We start from the raw sequence: 19,963 nt of genomic DNA, 5'->3' as shown, positions 1-19,963 counted from the left end.
GTTTAGTATATGTAAAGGAATGGGCGCAAGGTGCTAACCTTTTTTTAAAATAGTTGGTCTTTCCAATAGGAAATTTCTGAAGATACCATCGCCAGTTATACCTTTTTAGTGTTAGTTAAGACTCTCTGCTTCTAAAATAACTTTAACAGTCTCTGATATGGTAAGCTTTTGAACAGTGAAATTATAGCGAAGGTCATCGATTGTAAATTCTTTATTTTCGATAGCTGAGATTAGAAGCTGATCAATTTCGTCCACAATCGAAACACTTTGCCCCGTAATATGACTTATTTCATCCTTCACTAAAGCCTCGAGCTTAGGCACTACAAGGCTGTCCAGAGATAATTCCTTCGCATTCTCAATTGTTATTTCAATAACCGAAACGGTAACGGGCGCTTTTAGATCCTCCGTATCCTTTAATAGCGCTTCATTTTGATTTTTTAAATCATTTACTTGTGAAGTAAGTGCCAGATTTTCTTTTAGCTGAGTTTCATACATGGTGCCATACATGAAAATAAAGATAATGTATGCGATAATACCGCCAACAAAGGTTCCTGCGAAGAAACGTTGCCAAGTTGTCTTTTTATGATAGGGAGGAATATGCATTAGGAAACTTCCTCCTGAATAAGCCATTCAATAAACACCACAGCAGTTTTCACGCCACCCATTGCACATAATAATAAAACAAGCTGTCGAAAAATATCCATGGTCGACCCCTCAAAAAGACCTCGTTCGAAATTACTGAGCGCATCAAATGTCCCTCCAATTGCTGCAGCAATAGCCCAAATACGTAGTTTCTTTGCAATGGTACCAATTGCCGCTAAAGGGGCATCACCTGTCGCAAATTCCCCAATACTTCCTATAATTGATCCGCCCACCATTACACCAAAGGCAATAAAAAAACAATGAATAGCAGTAGCAAAAAAGCGTTCTTCCATAAAAACGACTCCTTCCGAGGGCGTGTCCCTTTCATTTTATGAAATAGAAAGTAGCCTTATGATAATTTATCAGCATTTGCGTATGCATGTTCTATTTAGATTGTTATAATAGGGAAGAGAGAAAGAAGGCGGGATATTATGGCATATACGCATTTGCAAGTGAGAAGTGGGTATAGTTTCTTTAAGAGTACAATCACAATAGATAAGCTAGTACAGCGAGCGAGTGATATGCAATTCGATGCGCTCGCATTAACAGACGAGAATGTGCTATATGGCACCATACCGTTTTATAAGGCATGCAGGGAAAAAGGGATAAAGCCGATCATCGGTATGATAATTCAAGTAGAAGATGAAGAGAACAATCTTGAGGAAGCTATTTTGCTTGCTAAAAATACTCAAGGCTATCAAGCATTGTTGAAAATAAGTACAAAGCTACAACAGGAAGAAGCGACGGCAATTGATATTGAGACACTTCAATATTTAATTGAAGATATTGTGGTCATTTTTACACTTTCTAACGCCATCTCAACCTTCTGTACGAAAGCGAAAACTACTTCATTTGAAGATCTAGTTATGTACATAAAGAAATGGGAGAGATTTGTTCAGCAGGGTGACTTTTATTTGGCGATTCAAGATAGTGTTTTAGGGAATGAAAACTTGTACGCTATCCTTAAAGGGTTACAGGAAAGAGAGAACATTGCAGTTACAGCACTCCATGATGTCCGCTATTTACATGCTCAGGATGATGTGGTGCTAGATTGCTTGCAATCGATGAAAAGTGGGGAAAGCTGGGAAGGGAGGAGTAATCCCGCCCTAACAGGAAACTATCTTAAATCAACAGAAGAAATGGAGCAGGTTTTTCAACAAGTCTGGCCGGAAGCCTTGCGCCACACAGAAGCCATAAAGGAAAAATGTAATGTAACCATCCAATTTGGCAAAAGGCTTCTCCCATCCTTTCCAGTGCCAACTGGACATGATGCTAAAGCTTATTTAGAGGAGAAATGTGTTGAGAATCTTAATAAGCGTTACAACCCGCTTACAGAAGAAGTTAGAAAGCGTCTAGCATATGAATTACGTATCATTGCTAATATGGGATTTAGTGATTATTTTTTAATTGTGGCAGATTTCATCCAATACGCTAAGACCAATAACATTATGGTGGGGCCAGGCAGGGGCTCAGCAGCAGGCTCTTTAGTAGCTTATTTATTAGGGATTACAGATGTAGATCCAATCGAATATAACCTACTGTTCGAGCGCTTTTTAAACCCAGAGAGACAAACGATGCCGGATATAGATATTGACTTTTCCGATACGCGAAGAGATGAAGTAATTGCATATGTAAGGGAAAAATATGGGAATGCTCATGTGGCGCAAATTATAACGTTTGGTACCTTTGGGGCAAGATCAACCTTAAGAGAAGTCATGAAGACGATGGAAATAGATCAGCAGGATGCAGCATATATATTAAAACATGTCCCATTGCAATCCAAGCTGCCGATTCCGGAGCTTGTAAAGCAGTCAGAGGAATTAATAGCTTATATTAAGCAATCAGCTAAATTAAAAACATTATTATCTGTTTCCGCAAAACTCGAGGGATTGCCACGACATGCTTCGACCCATGCAGCAGGAGTGGTCATAAGCGAGCAGCCACTTGTAGAACACGTCCCATTAAAAGCAGGCACAGACAACACAATGCTTACGCAGTTTCCTATGAACGAACTTGAGGAACTAGGCTTACTAAAAATGGACTTTCTAGGTTTACGAAACCTTTCCCTCATTGAGCGCATTGTCCGTACCATCCATTTTTCGTATAAAACCCAAGTAGATGTTAATAAACTAGAAGAGGGAGACGAAAAAACATTTGCTTTGTTAAGACAGGGAAAAACGAATGGTGTTTTTCAGCTTGAATCACAAGGTATGCAACAGGTGCTGCGAAATCTGCGGCCTACATCTTTTGAGGATATTGTGGTTGTTAATGCGCTGTACCGTCCAGGCCCGATGGAGTATATTCCAACTTATATTGAAAGAAAGCAAAACCAGCATTTAGTTAGCTATCCACATCCTGACTTAGAACCTATTCTATCTAGTACGTATGGTGTACTTGTTTATCAGGAACAGATTATGCAGGTTGCCAATAAAATAGCCGGAATGTCGTTAGGAGAAGCAGATATTCTACGGCGAGCTGTCAGCAAAAAGCAGGAACAGGTTTTGCAGGAGCAAAAGGAAAAGTTTGTACAAGGCTGTGTTAAAAATGGCTACAACAGATCAGTCGGAGAGGAAATCTTCACCTGGATTGTGCGTTTTGCAAACTATGGTTTTAACCGAAGTCACGCTGTCGCTTACAGTAAAATATCCTATCAGCTTGCCTACTTAAAAGCACATTACCCTGCAGCCTTTTATACGGAATTACTGAGCACTGTTGCTAATCAACAGGATAAGCTGCATCAGTACATTCAGGAGATTAAAGAGCAAGGAATTAGCCTGTCGCCACCATCTATTAATGCAAGCTTTGGAAGGTTTTCCGTAGAAGGTAATGGTATTAGAATGGGGCTATCTATTATTAAAGGGATTGGAAACCAGGTGGTTCAGGAAATTTTACGTGTTAGGAAAGAGGGGCTATTTAAAGATCTTTTTGATTTTTGCCTTAGAGTGTCTCCTAAAGCAGTGAATAGAAAAAACCTGGAGCTCCTTATTATGGCCGGTACCTTTGACGAAACAAAGCCCAATCGAGCTAGTTTATTAGCTTCCATTGATAGAGCATTGGAACAAGGGGAGCTTTTTAAAGAATTTGTCGATCAGCCAAGTCTCTTCCAAGATAAAATTGAACTGGAAGCAGATTACGTGGAAATAGAGGATTTTAGTCCATTGAAAAAGCTAGCTGATGAAAAGGAGCTTTTAGGTATTTATGTTTCCAGTCATCCTTTAGCGGATTACAGGGAGTTGCTTCGTAAAAATGGACACTTGTCCATATCCACGATGCTTTCACTTGAAAATAAAAAAGACGTTAAAAGCGCAGTGATGATCCAACATATTAAAACCATTCGAACCAAACGTGGGGAAAATATGGCTTTTCTTACACTAAATGATGAAACGGGTGATATGGATGCTGTTGCCTTTCCCGATTTATATCGAGATACCAAAAGCTTGATGGAAGAAGAGAACATGGTTACGGTTAAGGGGCGAGTTGAGGAGCGTAACGGGGCAAAGCAGTTACTATTAAGTAGCATGATTGCTTTTGAAGAGACGAGCCTTCAAGTCGAAGATAAAGAGGAAAGATTATTTATCCGGACAACTGGAGAGGAAAATGAGCAAGATCTTAAAGCAATCCAACAAATCGTTGCAAAATATCCCGGTTCCATCCCGATTATTGTCTACCGACAAAATCAACGTAAATCATACAAGTTGGATAGCGATTACTTTATTGATCCCGCGTATAAATCCATAAAAGCTTTAAAGCAATATTTCGGTGAAAATAACGTGGTTCTTGATAAGTCAACTAGATAGACAATACTTTACAGAGCTTTTTCATCTGTTATAATGTAATGGTTAAGGGTGGTCAGACCACTGCACGGCAACTTCTACTGCAAATAAAGGAGCGATAATCTAATATGGCAAGCTTAAGAGATGAAGCATTGCACATGCACAAAGTGAACAAAGGAAAGCTTACTACACAGTCTAAAGTACCTGTTACAAATGCAGACGAGCTTAGTCTGGCCTATTCTCCAGGGGTGGCGGAACCTTGTAAAGAAATTTATGATCGTAAAGAAACAGTCTATGATTACACAATGAAAGGAAATATGGTTGCTGTAGTCAGTGACGGTTCTGCTGTATTAGGTTTGGGTAATATTGGCGCTGAAGCTGCATTGCCCGTTATGGAAGGGAAGTCAGTCCTTTTTAAAAGCTTTGCTGGGGTGGATTCATTCCCAATTTGCCTGGCAACACAGGATGTAGAAGAGATTGTACAAACCGTAAAATTGATGGAACCAACTTTTGGTGGTGTCAATTTAGAAGATATCGCTGCACCGAACTGCTTTATTATTGAAGATCGACTTAAGAAAGAAACCAATATTCCTATTTTTCATGATGATCAACACGGAACAGCAATTGTTACAGTTGCTGGATTAATTAATGCACTTAAGCTTGTTGGTAAAAGCTTCTCTGATATTAAAGTAGTAGCCAATGGAGCAGGTGCTGCTGGAATTGCAATTATTAAACTTTTATACCATTTTGGTGTGCGTAATATGATTATGTGTGACTCACGTGGAGCAATATTTGAAGGTCGTTCTTATGGCATGAATGATATAAAAGAGCGTGTTGCTACTTTTACGAACAAAGAGAAAAAGGAAGGTAGCATGGAAGATATGCTCGAAGATGCTGATGTTTTTATTGGGGTATCTGTTGGGGGAGCCTTGAATAAAGACATGGTAAGTAAAATGAAAGATGATGCCATTATCTTTGCGATGGCTAATCCAGATCCTGAAATTATGCCAGATGATGCTAAAGCAGCAGGTGCAAGAGTTATTGGAACCGGTCGTTCTGATTTCCCAAACCAGGTTAATAACGTACTAGCTTTTCCAGGGATTTTCCGCGGTGCTTTGGACGTTCGGGCAACACGAATTAACGAACGTATGAAGGTAGCGGCAGCGAATGCTATTGCTTCATTGATAAGTGAAGAGGAATTAAATGAGGATTATGTTATTCCTGCACCTTTCGATTCCCGTGTAGCTCCTATTGTGGCTAAATCAGTTGCACAAGCAGCTATGGAATCTGGTGTGGCAAGAATTGAAGTAGATCCTGAAGAAATAGCAGAAAAAACAAGAAGGTTAACGCAAATAGATAATAAATAGATGGTAGAAGGAGTGGATCAGGGCTGTGACTATGTCACCGAAGCAAAAGGTATACCAGGGCGTGTTACAGGAAATACGTCAATACATCGACACACAACACTTAGAGCCCGGGGATAAACTTCCTTCCGAAAGAGAACTAGCTGACACACTACAGGCAGGCAGATCCTCTGTTCGTGAAGCTTTGCGAGCAATGGAACTGCTTGGTCTCATTGAGACAAAAAGGGGCGAAGGAACATTTCTTAGCACGTATCGCCCCTATCAAACAGTAGAGCTCTTATCTTCTTTTATCTTAAAAGAGGCTAGAACGAGGGAAGATCTGTTCTTAGCCAAGAAGATACTCGAAAAGGAAGCGGCAAAGTTAGCATTTAGTAGAATTGATAAGCAGGATTTAGACATGCTTGACCAATTGCTTCATGATTCTTTAATGGGGCCGAACGATCGGCATGTCGCTTTCTTTAAATATTTATTTAGAAAATCGGAGAATTTATTGTTAGCCCGAGTCTGGCAACTAATGGAGGAATTCTCTCATACGATTAATAAGCTTTACTACAGCAAAGTTTTTTACATAGAACTGGTTCATCTTTATTCCACGAAAAATTACCAGTTAATTGAGCCTTTATTTGAATCACTCGCCGTTCAGGATGGTCAATGGGATTAATTCAGCTATTTAAATCATGTATAATCGAAAGTAGTAGACGTTCATAAAGCTGAGCAAGCTCGGCACATGCACTTGACAAGAATATGGTAAGATGCCAAGTGGTGTTGAAAAAGGAGGAATTACCTTGCTTGAGAATCTTTTTGGCAAGCGAAAGAAATATGCATCCATTCCAAATCACCAGGCAAAAACAGATGTGCCGGAAGGGTTAATGCAAAAATGCGATGGGTGTCACAAAATTTTTTACCGTAAGGAAATGAAGAAAAACTTAAATGTTTGTCCTAATTGTGGCCATCATCATACGTTATTAGCGTGGGACAGAATTGAATGCTTATTTGAGATGGAATCATTTCAGGAATGGGACAAAGACTTAATTACAAGCAACCCATTACAATTTCCAGGCTATGAAGAAAAGATGGAAAAAGATCGTGCGAAAACGGGGTTGAACGAAGGGGTCATTACAGGAAAAGGATTTATTGATGGACAGGCTGCTGCTGTAGCTGTCATGGATTCCAGCTTCCGTATGGGGAGTATGGGTTCAGTCATTGGAGAGAAAATTGCCCGAGCAATTGAAAATGCCAGAAAGGAATCACTGCCATTTATTATCTTTGCAGCTTCTGGTGGCGCAAGAATGCAAGAGGGTGTTTTAAGTTTAATGCAAATGACAAAAACTTCTATTGCCATTAAGCGATTCAGCGATGCTGGTGGCCTTATGATTTCTGTTATGACACACCCTACTACAGGTGGCGTTTCGGCAAGCTTTGCCTCACTTGGTGACTATAATTTTGCAGAGCCAGGGGCACTGATTGGGTTTGCTGGAAGAAGAATCATTGAACAAACCATTCGAGAGAAACTGCCTGATGATTTCCAGACGGCTGAATTCCAATTAAAGCATGGCCAATTAGATAAGGTGGTTCATCGTCATGAGATGAAATCCCTTTTCTCTACGCTACTTGACATGCATAAGGAAGGCGGCGAAAATTCGTGAAGCACGTAATGGACTTTGAAAAACCAATCGTTAACTTAAAAGAAAAAATTGCGGAGTTAAAAAATTTCACAAAGGATAGTGAAATTGATTTAACAGAGGAAATTAATACATTGGAGAAGAGATTATCTGTCCTTGAGGATGATATTTACGGCAATCTTAAGCCTTGGCAGCGTGTCCAAATGGCCCGTCATCAGGATAGGCCAACTACGATGGATTATATAGAAAAGCTTTTTCAAAACTTTATTGAATTCCATGGGGATAGGCTTTTCGGTGATGATGAGGCAATTGTTTCAGGTATTGCTTATTATAAAGAGAGTCCTGTAACGGTTATTGGGCATCAACGCGGAAAAGATACGAAAGAAAACATAAAACGCAATTTTGGTATGCCACATCCTGAAGGGTATAGAAAAGCATTAAGACATATGAAACAAGCAGAAAAGTTTAAACGACCGATTATCTGCTTTATTGATACAAAAGGGGCTTATCCTGGAAAAGCAGCTGAAGAACGTGGACAAAGTGAAGCGATCGCGAGAAACCTAATGGAGATGGCGGGACTTAAGGTTCCGATTATTTGCATCGTAATTGGTGAAGGAGGAAGCGGTGGAGCACTGGCGCTTGGAGTTGGTGACCATATTCATATGCTGGAGAATTCTACATATTCGGTAATTTCTCCAGAAGGGGCCGCTGCCCTTCTATGGAAGGATTCCGGTTTAGCTCAAAAAGCTGCAGAAACAATGAAAATCACGTCCTATGATTTGAAACAGCTTGGGGTTATTGATACGATAATTCCAGAACCTAAAGGTGGAGCGCATCGGGATTTAGATCAGCAAGCAGACTATATGGATCATGCTATTGAACAATCGCTTTCTGTTCTAAAAAAACGCACACCTGAAGAGTTATTAGAGAACCGCTGGGAAAAATATAAGCAGATTGGTGACTTTACGACACTATAAGCTTTACCCGACCTTTATGTATGATATTTTTAAAAAAGAGGTTGACATTGCAGTCAACCTCTGATTATTTTTCTATGGAATGGCAGGGAACAGTATAATTAATTGCTATTTTTTCTTTTTCCCATTATCTTTGAATAGGAAAGAATAATTATAGCAGTAAAAACAGAGGTGGAACAAGATATGAAAAAGATTGGTGTATTGACCAGTGGTGGCGATGCTCCTGGTATGAACGCAGCAATTCGGGCTGTTGTAAGAAAAGCCATTTACCATGATGTAGAGGTATATGGTATAAAGTATGGTTATCAGGGTTTAATGGAAGGAAATATTGAGAAAATGGAAATAGGCTCTGTCGGTGATATTATTCATCGTGGAGGCACCATTATTTATTCCGCTAGAAGTGAAGAATTTAAAACAGATGCTGGCCAAGAAAAAGGTATTGAGCAACTTAAAAAGTTTGGGATTGAAGGTTTAATCATTATTGGTGGAGATGGCAGCTTTAAAGGAGCTCAAAAGCTAACCCAAAAAGGTTATCCGTGCATTGGTATCCCAGGCACCATTGATAACGATATTTCAGGAACAGATTTTACGATCGGTTTTGATACTGCCCTAAATACAATTATCGAAGCAATTGATAAGGTTCGTGACACAGCTACCTCACATAAACGTACTTATATCATCGAAGTAATGGGAAGAGACGCTGGAGACCTAGCTCTATGGGCTGGATTAGCAGATGGTGCGGAGAGTATTTTAATTCCAGAAATAAAGGACGACTTTGATGATGTGATTGAACGACTAAAACGAGGCCATGAGCGAGGCAAAAAGCATAGTATTATTGTTTTAGCTGAGGGTGTTGGAAGTGGCTTTGATTATGGAAAGCGTATTGAGGAAACAACAGATTTGGAAACTCGCGTAACCGTGTTAGGATACATCCAGCGTGGAGGCTCTCCAACAGCTGCTGACCGTGTGCTTGCAAGCAGACTTGGTGCCTACTCCGTAGATCTATTGCTTGAAGGGAAAGCAGGGCGTATGGTTGGGATTCAAAATAATAAATTAGTCAATCACGATATCTTGGAAATTCTTTCACAAAAGCATGTTATCGATAAGGACATGTATCAATTATCAAAAGAATTATCCATATAGGAACAACTTAGGAGGTAATGGAATGAGAAATACAAAGATTGTATGTACAATAGGACCGGCTTCTGAATCTATAGAAAAATTAGAGCAGCTAATCGAATCCGGAATGAACGTGGCCAGATTGAACTTTTCCCACGGTGATTTTGAAGAGCATGGGGCACGTATTAAAAATATTCGACAGGCTGCCAAGAATACAGGGAAAACGGTTGCCATTCTATTAGATACAAAGGGACCAGAAATCCGTACAGGACAATTCCGTGATGGAGAGGCAGAGCTTATTCAAGATAAGGAAGTCTATGTTTCCATGAATGAAGACGTGGAAGGAACGGCTGAAAGATTTTCTGTAACATACAGTGGTTTAATTAACGACGTTCATGAGGGCTCAAAAATATTATTAGATGATGGGCTAATTGAATTAGAAGTACTTAGCGTCGATCATGAAAACAATGAATTAAAAACAAAAGCACTCAACTCAGGAACCATCAAAAACAAAAAAGGTGTTAATGTTCCAAACGTTTCCGTAAACCTCCCTGGTATTACAGACAAGGATGCCAACGATATCAGCTTCGGAATTGAACAGGATGTTGATTTTATTGCAGCTTCTTTCGTTAGACGTCCTTCCGACATTCTTGAAATAAAAGAATTGCTTGATAAACATAATGCCTCCCATATTCAGATTATCCCTAAAATTGAGAACCAGGAAGGTGTCGATAATATTGACAGCATCCTGGAAGTTAGTGATGGTTTAATGGTTGCACGTGGTGATTTAGGAGTGGAGATCCCTGCTGAAGATGTGCCACTTGTACAAAAGCAATTAATCAAAAAATGTAATACGGCAGGGAAGCCAGTCATTACAGCAACCCAAATGCTAGACTCAATGCAACGCAACCCACGTCCTACAAGAGCCGAAGCTTCCGATGTAGCGAACGCTATATTTGATGGAACAGACGCGATCATGCTATCTGGTGAGACAGCTGCGGGTACCTACCCGGTAGAATCTGTTCAAACTATGAACAATATTGCTGTTAAAGCAGAGACTGCACTTAACCATGAGACCATTCTGAAAGACCGTTCGAAGCATGTGGATATGACGATTACGGATGCAATTAGCCAATCTGTAACGCATACAGCAATGAACTTATCTGTAAGTGCAATTATCACACCTACTGAAAGTGGCCATACAGCAAGAATGATTTCGAAATATCGTCCGCAGGCACCAATTGTGGCTGTTACGTTTTCCGAGCGAGTAAATCGTCAACTTTCACTTGTATGGGGAGTACACGCAGTACCAGGAGAGAAGGCACAATCTACTGATGAAATGTTAGATATCGCCATTGAAAAAGGGCTGGCAACAGGTGTAGTAGAGCATGGAAGCAGAGTAATTATTACTGCTGGAGTTCCAGTAGGCCAAAGCGGAACAACAAACCTATTGAAGGTCCACGTTATTGGCGATGTGATCGCAAAGGGACAAGGAATTGGTAAACGTAGCGCCTATGGGAAAGCTGTCATTGCCAAAAATGCTGAGGAAGCCGTTAGTAAGGTAAACGAAGGAGATATCCTTGTAACATATGGTACCGATAGAGAAATGATGCCTGCGATTGAAAAAGCAAGTGGCATTGTAACAGAAGAAGGAGGCTTAACCTCACATGCGGCCGTAGTGGGTCTAAGTCTAGGTATTCCAGTTATTGTAGGTGTTAAGGACGTATTTGACTATGTGGCAGACGGACAAGTTATTACTGTTGATGGCACAAAGGGAGATATCTATAAAGGTCATACAAGAGTCCTTTAATTCATAGAAAAAAAGGAAGGGATTAAAAAGAAGGGGTTCCCTTCTTTTTTTCTTTAACTTCAAAAACGCTTCGTTACGAACCATGCACGTAACGCTTTTCGATTATACAAAAGGAGGTAAAGGTATGCGTTGGTTGTTACTTATAATGCTCATATTATCTGGCCTGGAAATAGGCATGTTTATTTGGGTAGGCGGGATGATAGGTCCTTGGTGGGTGGCTTTCTTAATTATTCTAACCGGAATTATCGGTGTGTCTCTTGCTAAGCAACAAGGGGTTGATACATGGAATAAAGCACAGGTTTCGATGCGCAATGGAGCAGCGCCAACTTCTTATATCATTGATGGTATTTGTATACTAATCGGTGGGATCTTTCTATTCACTCCAGGTTTTATTACAGATATTGCTGGGTTTATACTCGTAATCCCATTTACAAGAGCACCCTTTAAAGCCTATATTGGCAAATTAATAACCAAAATGATGAACAAAAATACGATTATTTACCGAAAGTTTTAAATAACTACTCCCCCTTTAGAATGAAGTGCCATAATCTTTGGGGGATTTGTGCTTTATAGAAGGCGTTTATCAAAATGAGCAGTACTGGGGCTAAAAGGAAGCCGAGCATGCCAAGTATTTGCACACCTATAAAAAGAATGATCAAAGCAGCAAGTGGATGAAGCCCAATGCTTGAGGCGAGTACTTTTGGTTCCAATATTTGTCTAACAATAACAATGACCATGTATATAACGATCAAGCCGATGGTCAAGGGAAAATTTCCTGTCATATATAAATACAAGATCCAGGGAATAAAGAGAATGCCGGTGCCAACATATGGAAGTAAATCCACACATGCTGCTAAAAAAGCAATGGTAAGCGGGTGATCAACTTTGAGAATAATCAATCCTATTAGTATGATTATAAAGGTAATAAAGATTAAAGTTACCTGAGCTTTCATATAGCCGACTGTCGCCTTCTTTAATTGTGTTAGCACATGCTGTCCTGAAATTTGAACGTTATCAGGTAGCAGGTTTTTAACTTTTATGCTTAGTAATTCCCAATCATTTGTGATTATGAAAGAAGCTAGAATAACGAAAATGATAATGGTAACCGAGTTTGGTAGTGTTCCTAAAAGAGCAGGTATTGAGAGAAGTAAGTGTTGAAGAAATTCAGCAACCGTTGCTGCCAAGCCATTTGCAAATTCGATAATTTTTTCTTTGATCGTAAGTTGTTGGCCTTCATCAAGTGTATGCACAAGTGATGCAATTTTCTGATAAAAAGGCAAGATGTAGGCAGTGATTAGATTGTCGAATATCTGTATACCTTTTGAAAAATATCCCGGTATTTTATCTGCGATAGAGATAACCCCAAGAATAATTTCATGAATGATAAAAAATATAAAACCAAAAAGGATAAGAAACCCAGTAACTAGGACGGTCAATGTTGCGATGATTCGAGGGAAATTAAGTTTCTTTTGTAAAAAAGTTACAACTGGATGCATTCCTAGCGATAAAATAATAGCAATTAAAAAGGGGTATATAAATTTCCCTGTATACTGAAAGAAGAAAAAGATAGCTACCCCTATTAAGAGAACAACAAGGAAGCGCAATAATTGATAAGAAAGCTGCTTGTACATAAAAACGCCCCAATCAGTGTTTAGACAGTATACTCTTATGTATGCACGCCAAGGAAGGTTTAGACGTGCGAGTTTAAATCCTTTAAAAAGTGTTAAACAAAAGGATTTTCTTCGCAATTTACAAATTTAATCTAGATTTTAAACGGTTTCAATTCACATTACATTCAAAATACTTTATAATTAGCCATGGGGATGACAATATGATTCTTTGAAATTATTGTCGATAATAAGTGGTCCTAATGATTGGTACAATTAATAGAAAAAGGAGAGGTTTTCAATGACAACAACGAAAGGGCTTGAAGGTGTTGTAGCAACCCAATCTTCTATCAGCTCCATCATCGATGATCAGTTAACATATGTAGGTTACAAAATCGATGACTTAGCAGAAAACTCCAGCTTTGAAGAGGTGGTTTATTTACTATGGAACCAAAAGCTTCCTAAAAAGTCGGAACTTGATGCTTTCAAAAAAGATATAGCAGAAAATATGACACTGCCTGATGCTGTTATCTCTCATTTACAGTCCTATGATTTGTCTACCGTACATCCAATGGCAGCATTGCGCACAGCCATTTCTCTACTTGGACTATATGATGAAGAAGCAGATGTCATGGAGGAAGATGCAAATAAACGAAAGGCATTGCGAATTCAAGCAAAAATATCTACAATTGTAACTGCTTTCGCGAGGATTCGTCAGGGCAAGGAACCGATACAACCAAAGCAAGACTATAATTATGCAGAAAACTTACTATATATGCTAAATGGTAAAGCACCTGAAGCTATAGAAGTAGAAGCGATTAATAAAGCATTGGTACTTCATGCAGATCACGAGCTAAATGCTTCCACTTTTACTGCAAGAGTATGTGTTGCAACGTTATCAGATATTTACTCTGGTATTACAGCAGCGATAGGAGCATTGAAAGGGCCGTTGCACGGTGGCGCCAATGAACGTGTAATGCAAATGCTTACAGAAATTGGTGAGGAAGAAAATGCGATTCCTTATATTAAAGAAAAGCTAGACAACAAAGAAAAAATTATGGGAATGGGGCATCGTGTCTACCGCAATGGAGATCCCCGTGCCAAATTCTTGCGTGAAATGTCCAGACAGCTAACAGAATTAACAGGGCAGTCCAAATGGTATAATATGTCCGTAGAAATCGAGGATTATATTAAAGAAACAAAAGGTCTTCCAGCAAATGTAGACTTCTATTCTGCATCTGTGTATCACAGTCTAGGAATCGAACATGATTTGTTTACACCAATCTTTGCAGTGAGTCGTACTTCAGGATGGCTTGCCCATATTCTTGAGCAATATCAAAACAACCGATTAATTCGCCCTCGCGCAGATTATATAGGGCCAAAATCTCCTGAATATGTTGCAATAGAAAACAGATAAAGAAGAACAACCTAAAATCAATAGACAAAGGTAATAGGGAATACGTTATACTAGAATAGATAATAGATTTAGGAGGTAGTTAACATGATACAAGGGACAAAAATTACAGTTGAAAACGGTAAGATGAATGTACCTGACGTACCGGTCATTCCATTTATTGAAGGTGATGGTACTGGCCCGGACATTTGGGCTGCAGCCAGCAGTGTAATCGAGGCGGCAGTTGAAAAAGCATATAATGGTACAAAGAAAATAGAGTGGATGGAAGTTTTAGCTGGACAAAAAGCTTACGATAAAACGGGTGAGTGGCTTCCACAAGATACATTAGATAAGATTAATGAATATAAGATTGCAATTAAAGGACCTCTTACAACGCCTATCGGTGGAGGAATTCGATCCTTAAACGTGGCTTTAAGACAAGAACTTGACTTGTTCACATGTCTGCGTCCGGTTCGTTATTTTGAAGGTGTACCATCACCAGTTAAACGTCCAGAGGATGTTGATATGGTTATCTTCCGTGAAAATACTGAAGATATTTATGCGGGAATTGAATGGCAAAAAGGTTCCGATGATGTGAAGAAAGTTATTGAGTTTCTTAAAAATGAAATGAATGTAAGCAACATTCGCTTCCCTGAAACTTCAGGCATTGGCGTAAAGCCGGTTTCCGAGGAAGGAACTAAACGTTTAGTACGATCCAGTATTGAATACGCACTAAATGAAGGGCGCAAGAGTGTTACTTTAGTACATAAGGGTAACATTATGAAATTTACAGAAGGTGCTTTTAAAGCATGGGGCTATGAAGTAGCAGAAGAAGAGTATGGTGATAAAGTCTTTACATGGGCGGAATATGATCGCATTGTAGAAAAAGACGGGAAAGATGCTGCTAATAAAGCGCAGGACGAAGCTTTGGCAGCAGGCAAAATCCTAGTAAAGGATTCCATTGCTGATATCTTTTTACAACAAATTTTAACTAGACCGAAAGAATTTGATGTGGTAGCTACAATGAATCTGAATGGTGACTATATTTCCGACGCTCTTGCTGCACAAGTAGGTGGGATTGGAATTGCTCCAGGAGCAAACATTAACTATGATACAGGGCATGCGATTTTCGAAGCTACTCATGGAACAGCACCTAAATATGCAGGTTTAGATAAAGTAAATCCTTCCTCTGTAATTTTGTCTGCTGTGTTAATGCTTGAACACCTAGAGTGGAGAGAAGCAGCAGACCTAATTACAAAAGCGATGGATAAAACAATTGCTTCCAAAGTTGTGACATATGATTTTGCTCGCCTAATGGACGGAGCAAAAGAAGTAAAATGTTCTGAGTTTGGGGCAGAACTTATTAAAAATATGGACTAAATCGCAACACTAAAAATCTCTCTTTCCCTCCTTTTTACAAAAGGAGGGAGCATTGTAAATATTCTAAAAGGGGTCGTTATGATGGCTATAAATAGAAGAAAAATATCTGTAATCGGGTCAGGGTTCACTGGCGCAACTACTGCATTGATGCTCGCACAAAAAGAATTAGGTGATGTAGTTCTTGTAGATATTCCAGACATGGAGGACCCAACAAAAGGAAAAGCCCTAGATATGCTGGAAGCTAGTCCAGTTCAAGGTTTTGATGCTAAAATTACCGGAACCTCTAATTACGAGGAAACCAAGGATTCAGATCTGGTTATCATAACTGCTGGTATTGCAAGAAAACCAGGGATGAGCCGCGATGATTTAGTGAATACGAACGCGAAGATCATGAAGACAGTTGCGAAAGAAGTTGTAAACTATTCACCTGATACGTATATTATTGTTTTAACAAACCCTGTTGATGCAATGACTTATACGGTATTTAAAGAATCAGGATTGCCAAAAGAGCGTGTAATTGGACAGTCAGGCGTCTTAGACACAGCGCGGTTCCGTACATTCGTCGCACAAGAGCTAAATCTTTCTGTAAAAGATATAACTGGTTTTGTTTTAGGTGGTCATGGTGATGATATGGTACCATTAATCCGCTACTCTTTTGCTGGTGGTATTCCGTTAGAAAAATTAATCTCTAAAGATCGCCTTGATGCAATTGTTGAACGTACACGTAAAGGTGGAGGAGAGATAGTAGGACTTCTAGGCAATGGAAGTGCCTATTATGCACCAGCTGCTTCTTTAACAGTAATGGCAGAAGCAATCTTAAAAGATCAGCGTCGCGTTATCCCAGCTATTGCATACTTAGAAGGTGAATATGGCTACAACGATATTTACTTAGGAGTGCCTACAATACTTGGTGGAAAAGGTATTGAAGAAATTATTGAGCTTGACTTAACAGATGAAGAAAGTTCTGCGTTAGATAAATCAGCTGATTCTGTTAAAAACGTTTTAACAATATTAGAGTAGTAAAATACTTTGGGGGTGGGACATAACGTCTTACCCCTTTTAATATGCTTACAAATAAAGAAGCGTATAAAAGTCTGCATAACCACCGCAACTGGAAAGACAAGGCTAGAATGCATGAAGCATAAACTACTTCTGAAGACATGATAACTTTTCTGCAATATTTCGAGCGATTCTAGGGTTTATATTTTCTTTGGTCAGATCTTTCTTTGTATTCCACTGAACCACAATTTCTTTTGTTCTGGCATAAGTTAAAAAGGTTTGTTATAATAGAAAGCGCTTACAAAATGGAGGTGGTTATAATGTTAGGAAAGAAAAGAAAACTAGGAATGATGATGAAAGATATCCACATCGGAGAAACGTACACGGCGATTAAGGTTATTGAGGATAAGGAATTATTGCTCTATCTTGGTTTATCAAATGATGCCAACCCATTATATATTCAACATGATTATGCCTCACAGACTCCCTACAAAGCCCCTATTGTCCCTTCTGTATTGCTTTTTGGCATGGTGTCTTCCATTGTGTCAATGCATCTTCCTGGACCTGGAAGTCATATAACGCAACATGAGATGACATTTCCTAAACCAGTGTTTCATCAGACTGAAGTAAGGTTTAATTTAGAGGTTATTGCCTTAGATGAAAAGGATCATACTGTTTCTATTAATGTAACTGGCTATGACGAAGATGGAGATACTGTTATCATTGGGAAGTTACAAGTTTGTCCACCTTACAAGCCAAACTCATTAACTGCCACATCTCTCGAGAACTTTTTTTAATAAATAGAGCATATAAAATTCCGAACTGAACGTGCGGAAATTCGTTCAGCTCGGAATTATGTACGGTTAGTTAGATAAAAATGTGCTTTCCATCCTCAAATAGATGTTACTTTCTATTCCTCTTGAAAACTTCTCACTTTTACTTACATTTCGCATGCTTTTTGTAAATTTTAATTAACAAAGATTTTAATATATTCACATTGTGAGCTATTCATTGTAAGATGAGGGTAGAACAAATGTGTTCAAATGGAATGATTTACGACATTCTATAGAGAAATGGGGATGTAAACATGAAGCAAAATATACTTATAGTAGATGATGAGAAGTCTATTGTTACCCTCCTCAATTTTAATATTGAGAAAGCGGGATTTCAGACAGACGTGGCATACGACGGTGCTGAGGCAATAAAAAAAGCTGAGGCTAACGATTATGATTTAATTATTCTTGATCTAATGCTGCCTGAGATGGACGGGATGGAAGTATGTAAATATCTCCGTAATAATAAGATCGATACACCAATTCTCATGCTGACAGCAAAGGATGAAGAATTTGATAAAGTATTAGGTCTTGAACTCGGAGCTGATGATTATCTCACAAAACCATTCAGTCCGAAAGAAGTAATTGCCAGAATGAAAGCGATCCTAAGACGTTCAAATAAAGAAAAAAAATCCAGTTATTCATCCTTGAAAATTGGTGAATTGACAGTTTATCCAGAGCGTTATGAGGCTGAAATAGGAGAAAAGGTAGTCACTTTTACACGAAAAGAATTTGAGTTGCTTCATTATTTGGCAAATAATAAAGGCAAAGTGATTTCACGTGACCAACTGTTGAGCGGAGTATGGGATTATGACTTTGTTGGGGATACGCGAATTGTTGATGTACATGTTTCCCATTTACGAGACAAGATTGAGCCTGACACAAAAAAACCAAAGTATATTAAAACAGTCCGCGGTCTTGGTTATAAACTGGAGGAGCCTGCTACATGAGGGCACTCTTTAAAAAACCACTAGCAACTTATCTAGTTGGTATTTTACTTGTGGTTTTTGCTACAGGGCTTGTGTTATATCAAGTTGTCGAAAATATTCTTATATTAGGCTCTGTTATGCTTACGCAATTTATTATATTAACTCTATTTTTGTTACACCTGTACGAACGCTACATACGTCCAATTAAGAAGGCAACACGAACAATCGATGAAATAGTAAAAGGGAATTACCGTGCAAGGTTTCATCATCCAAGCAATGATACTATTGGAATATTAAGTGCAAAAATTAACTCACTAGCACGGAATATTGGGGAATTCTCCAGACATGAAAAAATGCAGTCAGAGCAACTATCCACGGTGATTGATAATACCCAAAGTGGGCTTATACTAATTGATTCAAAGGGCTATATTCACTTTGTTAATCGGAAGTTTATTAACATTTTTGGCGGTGTTCCAAAAGACTACAAAGGCCATCTTTATTACGATATCTTAGATAATGAAATTATTCATGAAACTGTCCAGAAAACCTTTTTATATGAAAAGAATGTGAAAGAAGCCTTTACCCATTATAAAGGAATAGATAAGATCTACCTGGAGATCGTAGGGGCACCTATTTTTAATGAAAAAGGCATGCTCAAAGGCGCTGTGTTGGTTATTTATGATATCACAGAAATGAAAAAGCTGGAGTTAATGCGTAAGGACTTTGTTGCAAATGTATCTCATGAATTAAAGACCCCAATAACCTCCATTAAAGGTTTTGCAGAAACGCTTTTAGATGGCACAATTGATGATAAGGAAGCCAGTAAAGAATTTCTAGCTATTATTTACAACGAAAGTGACCGGCTCCAATTATTAATTGAAGATCTGTTAGTATTGTCCCGATTAGAAAAAGAAGATTTCCAACTTGTCTTATCGGAAATTGACTTAAACCAAATGGTCGGGGAAGTCGCTTTGCTAATGAGACATAAGATTGATGAGAAGCAGTTGTCCCTATCTGTTCAAATAAGTGATGGGGCTACTATTAAGGCGGATAAAGAGCGTATGAAGCAAGTTATCATTAACTTGATAGATAATGCAATAAACTATACCCCGATTGACGGACAAATTTGGGTTAATGGGATCGAAACAGAAGATGAGGTAATTATAGAAGTCAAAGATACAGGTATTGGAATCGCCAAAGAAGCATTGCCGCGTATTTTTGAAAGGTTTTACCGAGTCGATAAGGCAAGAAGTAGAAATACAGGAGGTACTGGACTGGGCTTAGCCATTGTGAAACATATTGTTGAAGTTCACAAAGGTGATATTCGAATTAGCAGTGAGTTAAATAAAGGAACAACCATTTCAGTTGCATTCCGAAAAGAGTTAGATTAACTGGAAATATGGCAGTGGCCGAAAGAGGGGAATTCATGTGAAAATGAGTCACCCTCTTCTTTTTACCCTCTAATTCAAACGAAAGAAAAATTGGTTGTATTTCTTTGTGTTCCCCGATTGTAAATGT

Annotated in this window: 17 protein-coding genes; 14 read left to right on the top strand and 3 right to left on the bottom strand. The window is 38.8% G+C overall.

Features of this window, described 5'->3' with window-relative positions; genetic code table 11:
- Nucleotides 1-111: 111 nt before the first annotated feature.
- On the bottom strand, nucleotides 112-603 hold the full coding sequence (ytrI, locus tag LG273_RS11965; RefSeq protein ID WP_379560575.1) for a sporulation membrane protein YtrI: 492 nt from the start codon (nucleotides 601-603) through the stop codon (nucleotides 112-114).
- Nucleotides 603-935: a YtrH family sporulation protein gene (locus tag LG273_RS11960; protein WP_379560576.1), complete on the bottom strand. Its 333-nt coding sequence runs from the start codon at nucleotides 933-935 to the stop codon at nucleotides 603-605. The genes ytrI and LG273_RS11960 overlap by 1 nt, the downstream gene beginning before the upstream one ends.
- A 138-nt stretch (nucleotides 936-1,073) precedes the next feature.
- On the opposite strand from LG273_RS11960, the gene dnaE reads away from it, so the two are divergent.
- The 8 genes from dnaE (at nucleotide 1,074) to LG273_RS11920 (ending at nucleotide 11,818) form a co-directional block, all read left to right on the top strand.
- Nucleotides 1,074-4,439 carry a DNA polymerase III subunit alpha gene (dnaE, locus tag LG273_RS11955; protein ID WP_404453850.1) on the top strand — a complete coding sequence of 1,122 codons (3,366 nt, stop codon included), beginning with the start codon at nucleotides 1,074-1,076 and terminating at the stop codon, nucleotides 4,437-4,439.
- Nucleotides 4,440-4,543: 104 nt separating this feature from the next.
- Complete coding sequence (locus LG273_RS11950) at nucleotides 4,544-5,782, top strand: NADP-dependent malic enzyme (protein WP_379560578.1); 1,239 nt, start codon at nucleotides 4,544-4,546, stop codon at nucleotides 5,780-5,782.
- 31 nt (nucleotides 5,783-5,813) lie between these two features.
- Nucleotides 5,814-6,440 carry a FadR/GntR family transcriptional regulator gene (locus tag LG273_RS11945; protein ID WP_379560579.1) on the top strand — a complete coding sequence of 209 codons (627 nt, stop codon included), beginning with the start codon at nucleotides 5,814-5,816 and terminating at the stop codon, nucleotides 6,438-6,440.
- 124 nt (nucleotides 6,441-6,564) lie between these two features.
- Nucleotides 6,565-7,425 (top strand): acetyl-CoA carboxylase, carboxyltransferase subunit beta, encoded by an 861-nt coding sequence (accD, locus tag LG273_RS11940; protein ID WP_379560580.1) that lies wholly within the window; start codon nucleotides 6,565-6,567, stop codon nucleotides 7,423-7,425.
- A gap of 8 nt (nucleotides 7,426-7,433) precedes the next feature.
- Nucleotides 7,434-8,378 (top strand): acetyl-CoA carboxylase carboxyl transferase subunit alpha, encoded by a 945-nt coding sequence (gene accA / locus LG273_RS11935; protein ID WP_379560648.1) that lies wholly within the window; start codon nucleotides 7,434-7,436, stop codon nucleotides 8,376-8,378.
- A 180-nt stretch (nucleotides 8,379-8,558) separates the two neighbouring features.
- On the top strand, nucleotides 8,559-9,518 hold the full coding sequence (gene pfkA / locus LG273_RS11930) for a 6-phosphofructokinase (RefSeq protein WP_379560581.1): 960 nt from the start codon (nucleotides 8,559-8,561) through the stop codon (nucleotides 9,516-9,518).
- A 22-nt stretch (nucleotides 9,519-9,540) separates the two neighbouring features.
- Nucleotides 9,541-11,304, top strand: a complete 1,764-nt coding sequence (gene pyk / locus LG273_RS11925; protein WP_379560582.1) for a pyruvate kinase — start codon at nucleotides 9,541-9,543, stop codon at nucleotides 11,302-11,304.
- Between the two features lie 124 nt (nucleotides 11,305-11,428).
- Nucleotides 11,429-11,818: an FxsA family protein gene (locus tag LG273_RS11920; RefSeq protein WP_379560583.1), complete on the top strand. Its 390-nt coding sequence runs from the start codon at nucleotides 11,429-11,431 to the stop codon at nucleotides 11,816-11,818.
- A gap of 4 nt (nucleotides 11,819-11,822) precedes the next feature.
- On the opposite strand, the gene ytvI is transcribed toward LG273_RS11920, so the two are convergent.
- The gene (gene ytvI / locus LG273_RS11915) at nucleotides 11,823-12,935 is read right to left on the bottom strand and encodes a sporulation integral membrane protein YtvI (protein WP_379560584.1); all 1,113 of its coding nucleotides are present in this window, start codon (nucleotides 12,933-12,935) and stop codon (nucleotides 11,823-11,825) included.
- Between the two features lie 277 nt (nucleotides 12,936-13,212).
- Between ytvI and citZ the strand changes: the two genes are divergently transcribed.
- From citZ to pnpS, 6 genes are all read left to right on the top strand, one after another.
- Nucleotides 13,213-14,328 (top strand): citrate synthase, encoded by a 1,116-nt coding sequence (gene citZ, locus LG273_RS11910; protein ID WP_379560585.1) that lies wholly within the window; start codon nucleotides 13,213-13,215, stop codon nucleotides 14,326-14,328.
- A gap of 84 nt (nucleotides 14,329-14,412) precedes the next feature.
- Complete coding sequence (gene icd, locus LG273_RS11905; protein ID WP_404453843.1) at nucleotides 14,413-15,684, top strand: NADP-dependent isocitrate dehydrogenase; 1,272 nt, start codon at nucleotides 14,413-14,415, stop codon at nucleotides 15,682-15,684.
- 81 nt (nucleotides 15,685-15,765) lie between these two features.
- On the top strand, nucleotides 15,766-16,704 hold the full coding sequence (mdh, locus tag LG273_RS11900; RefSeq protein ID WP_379560587.1) for a malate dehydrogenase: 939 nt from the start codon (nucleotides 15,766-15,768) through the stop codon (nucleotides 16,702-16,704).
- A gap of 299 nt (nucleotides 16,705-17,003) precedes the next feature.
- On the top strand, nucleotides 17,004-17,480 hold the full coding sequence (locus LG273_RS11895; RefSeq protein WP_379560588.1) for a MaoC family dehydratase: 477 nt from the start codon (nucleotides 17,004-17,006) through the stop codon (nucleotides 17,478-17,480).
- 290 nt (nucleotides 17,481-17,770) lie between these two features.
- Entirely contained in the window at nucleotides 17,771-18,466 is a 696-nt protein-coding gene (locus tag LG273_RS11890) for a response regulator transcription factor (RefSeq protein WP_379560589.1), read from the top strand.
- A complete protein-coding gene (pnpS, locus tag LG273_RS11885; RefSeq protein WP_404453839.1) occupies nucleotides 18,463-19,836 on the top strand; it encodes a two-component system histidine kinase PnpS in 1,374 nt (457 codons plus the stop codon). The genes LG273_RS11890 and pnpS overlap by 4 nt, the downstream gene beginning before the upstream one ends.
- Nucleotides 19,837-19,963 lie beyond the last annotated feature (127 nt).

This window comes from Oceanobacillus kapialis (genome assembly GCF_044790185.1).
Classification (GTDB): Bacteria; Bacillota; Bacilli; order Bacillales; family Amphibacillaceae; genus Oceanobacillus_B; species Oceanobacillus_B kapialis.
Note: the sequence above shows the minus strand (reverse complement) of the source record. Positions and strands in the feature narration are given on the sequence as shown.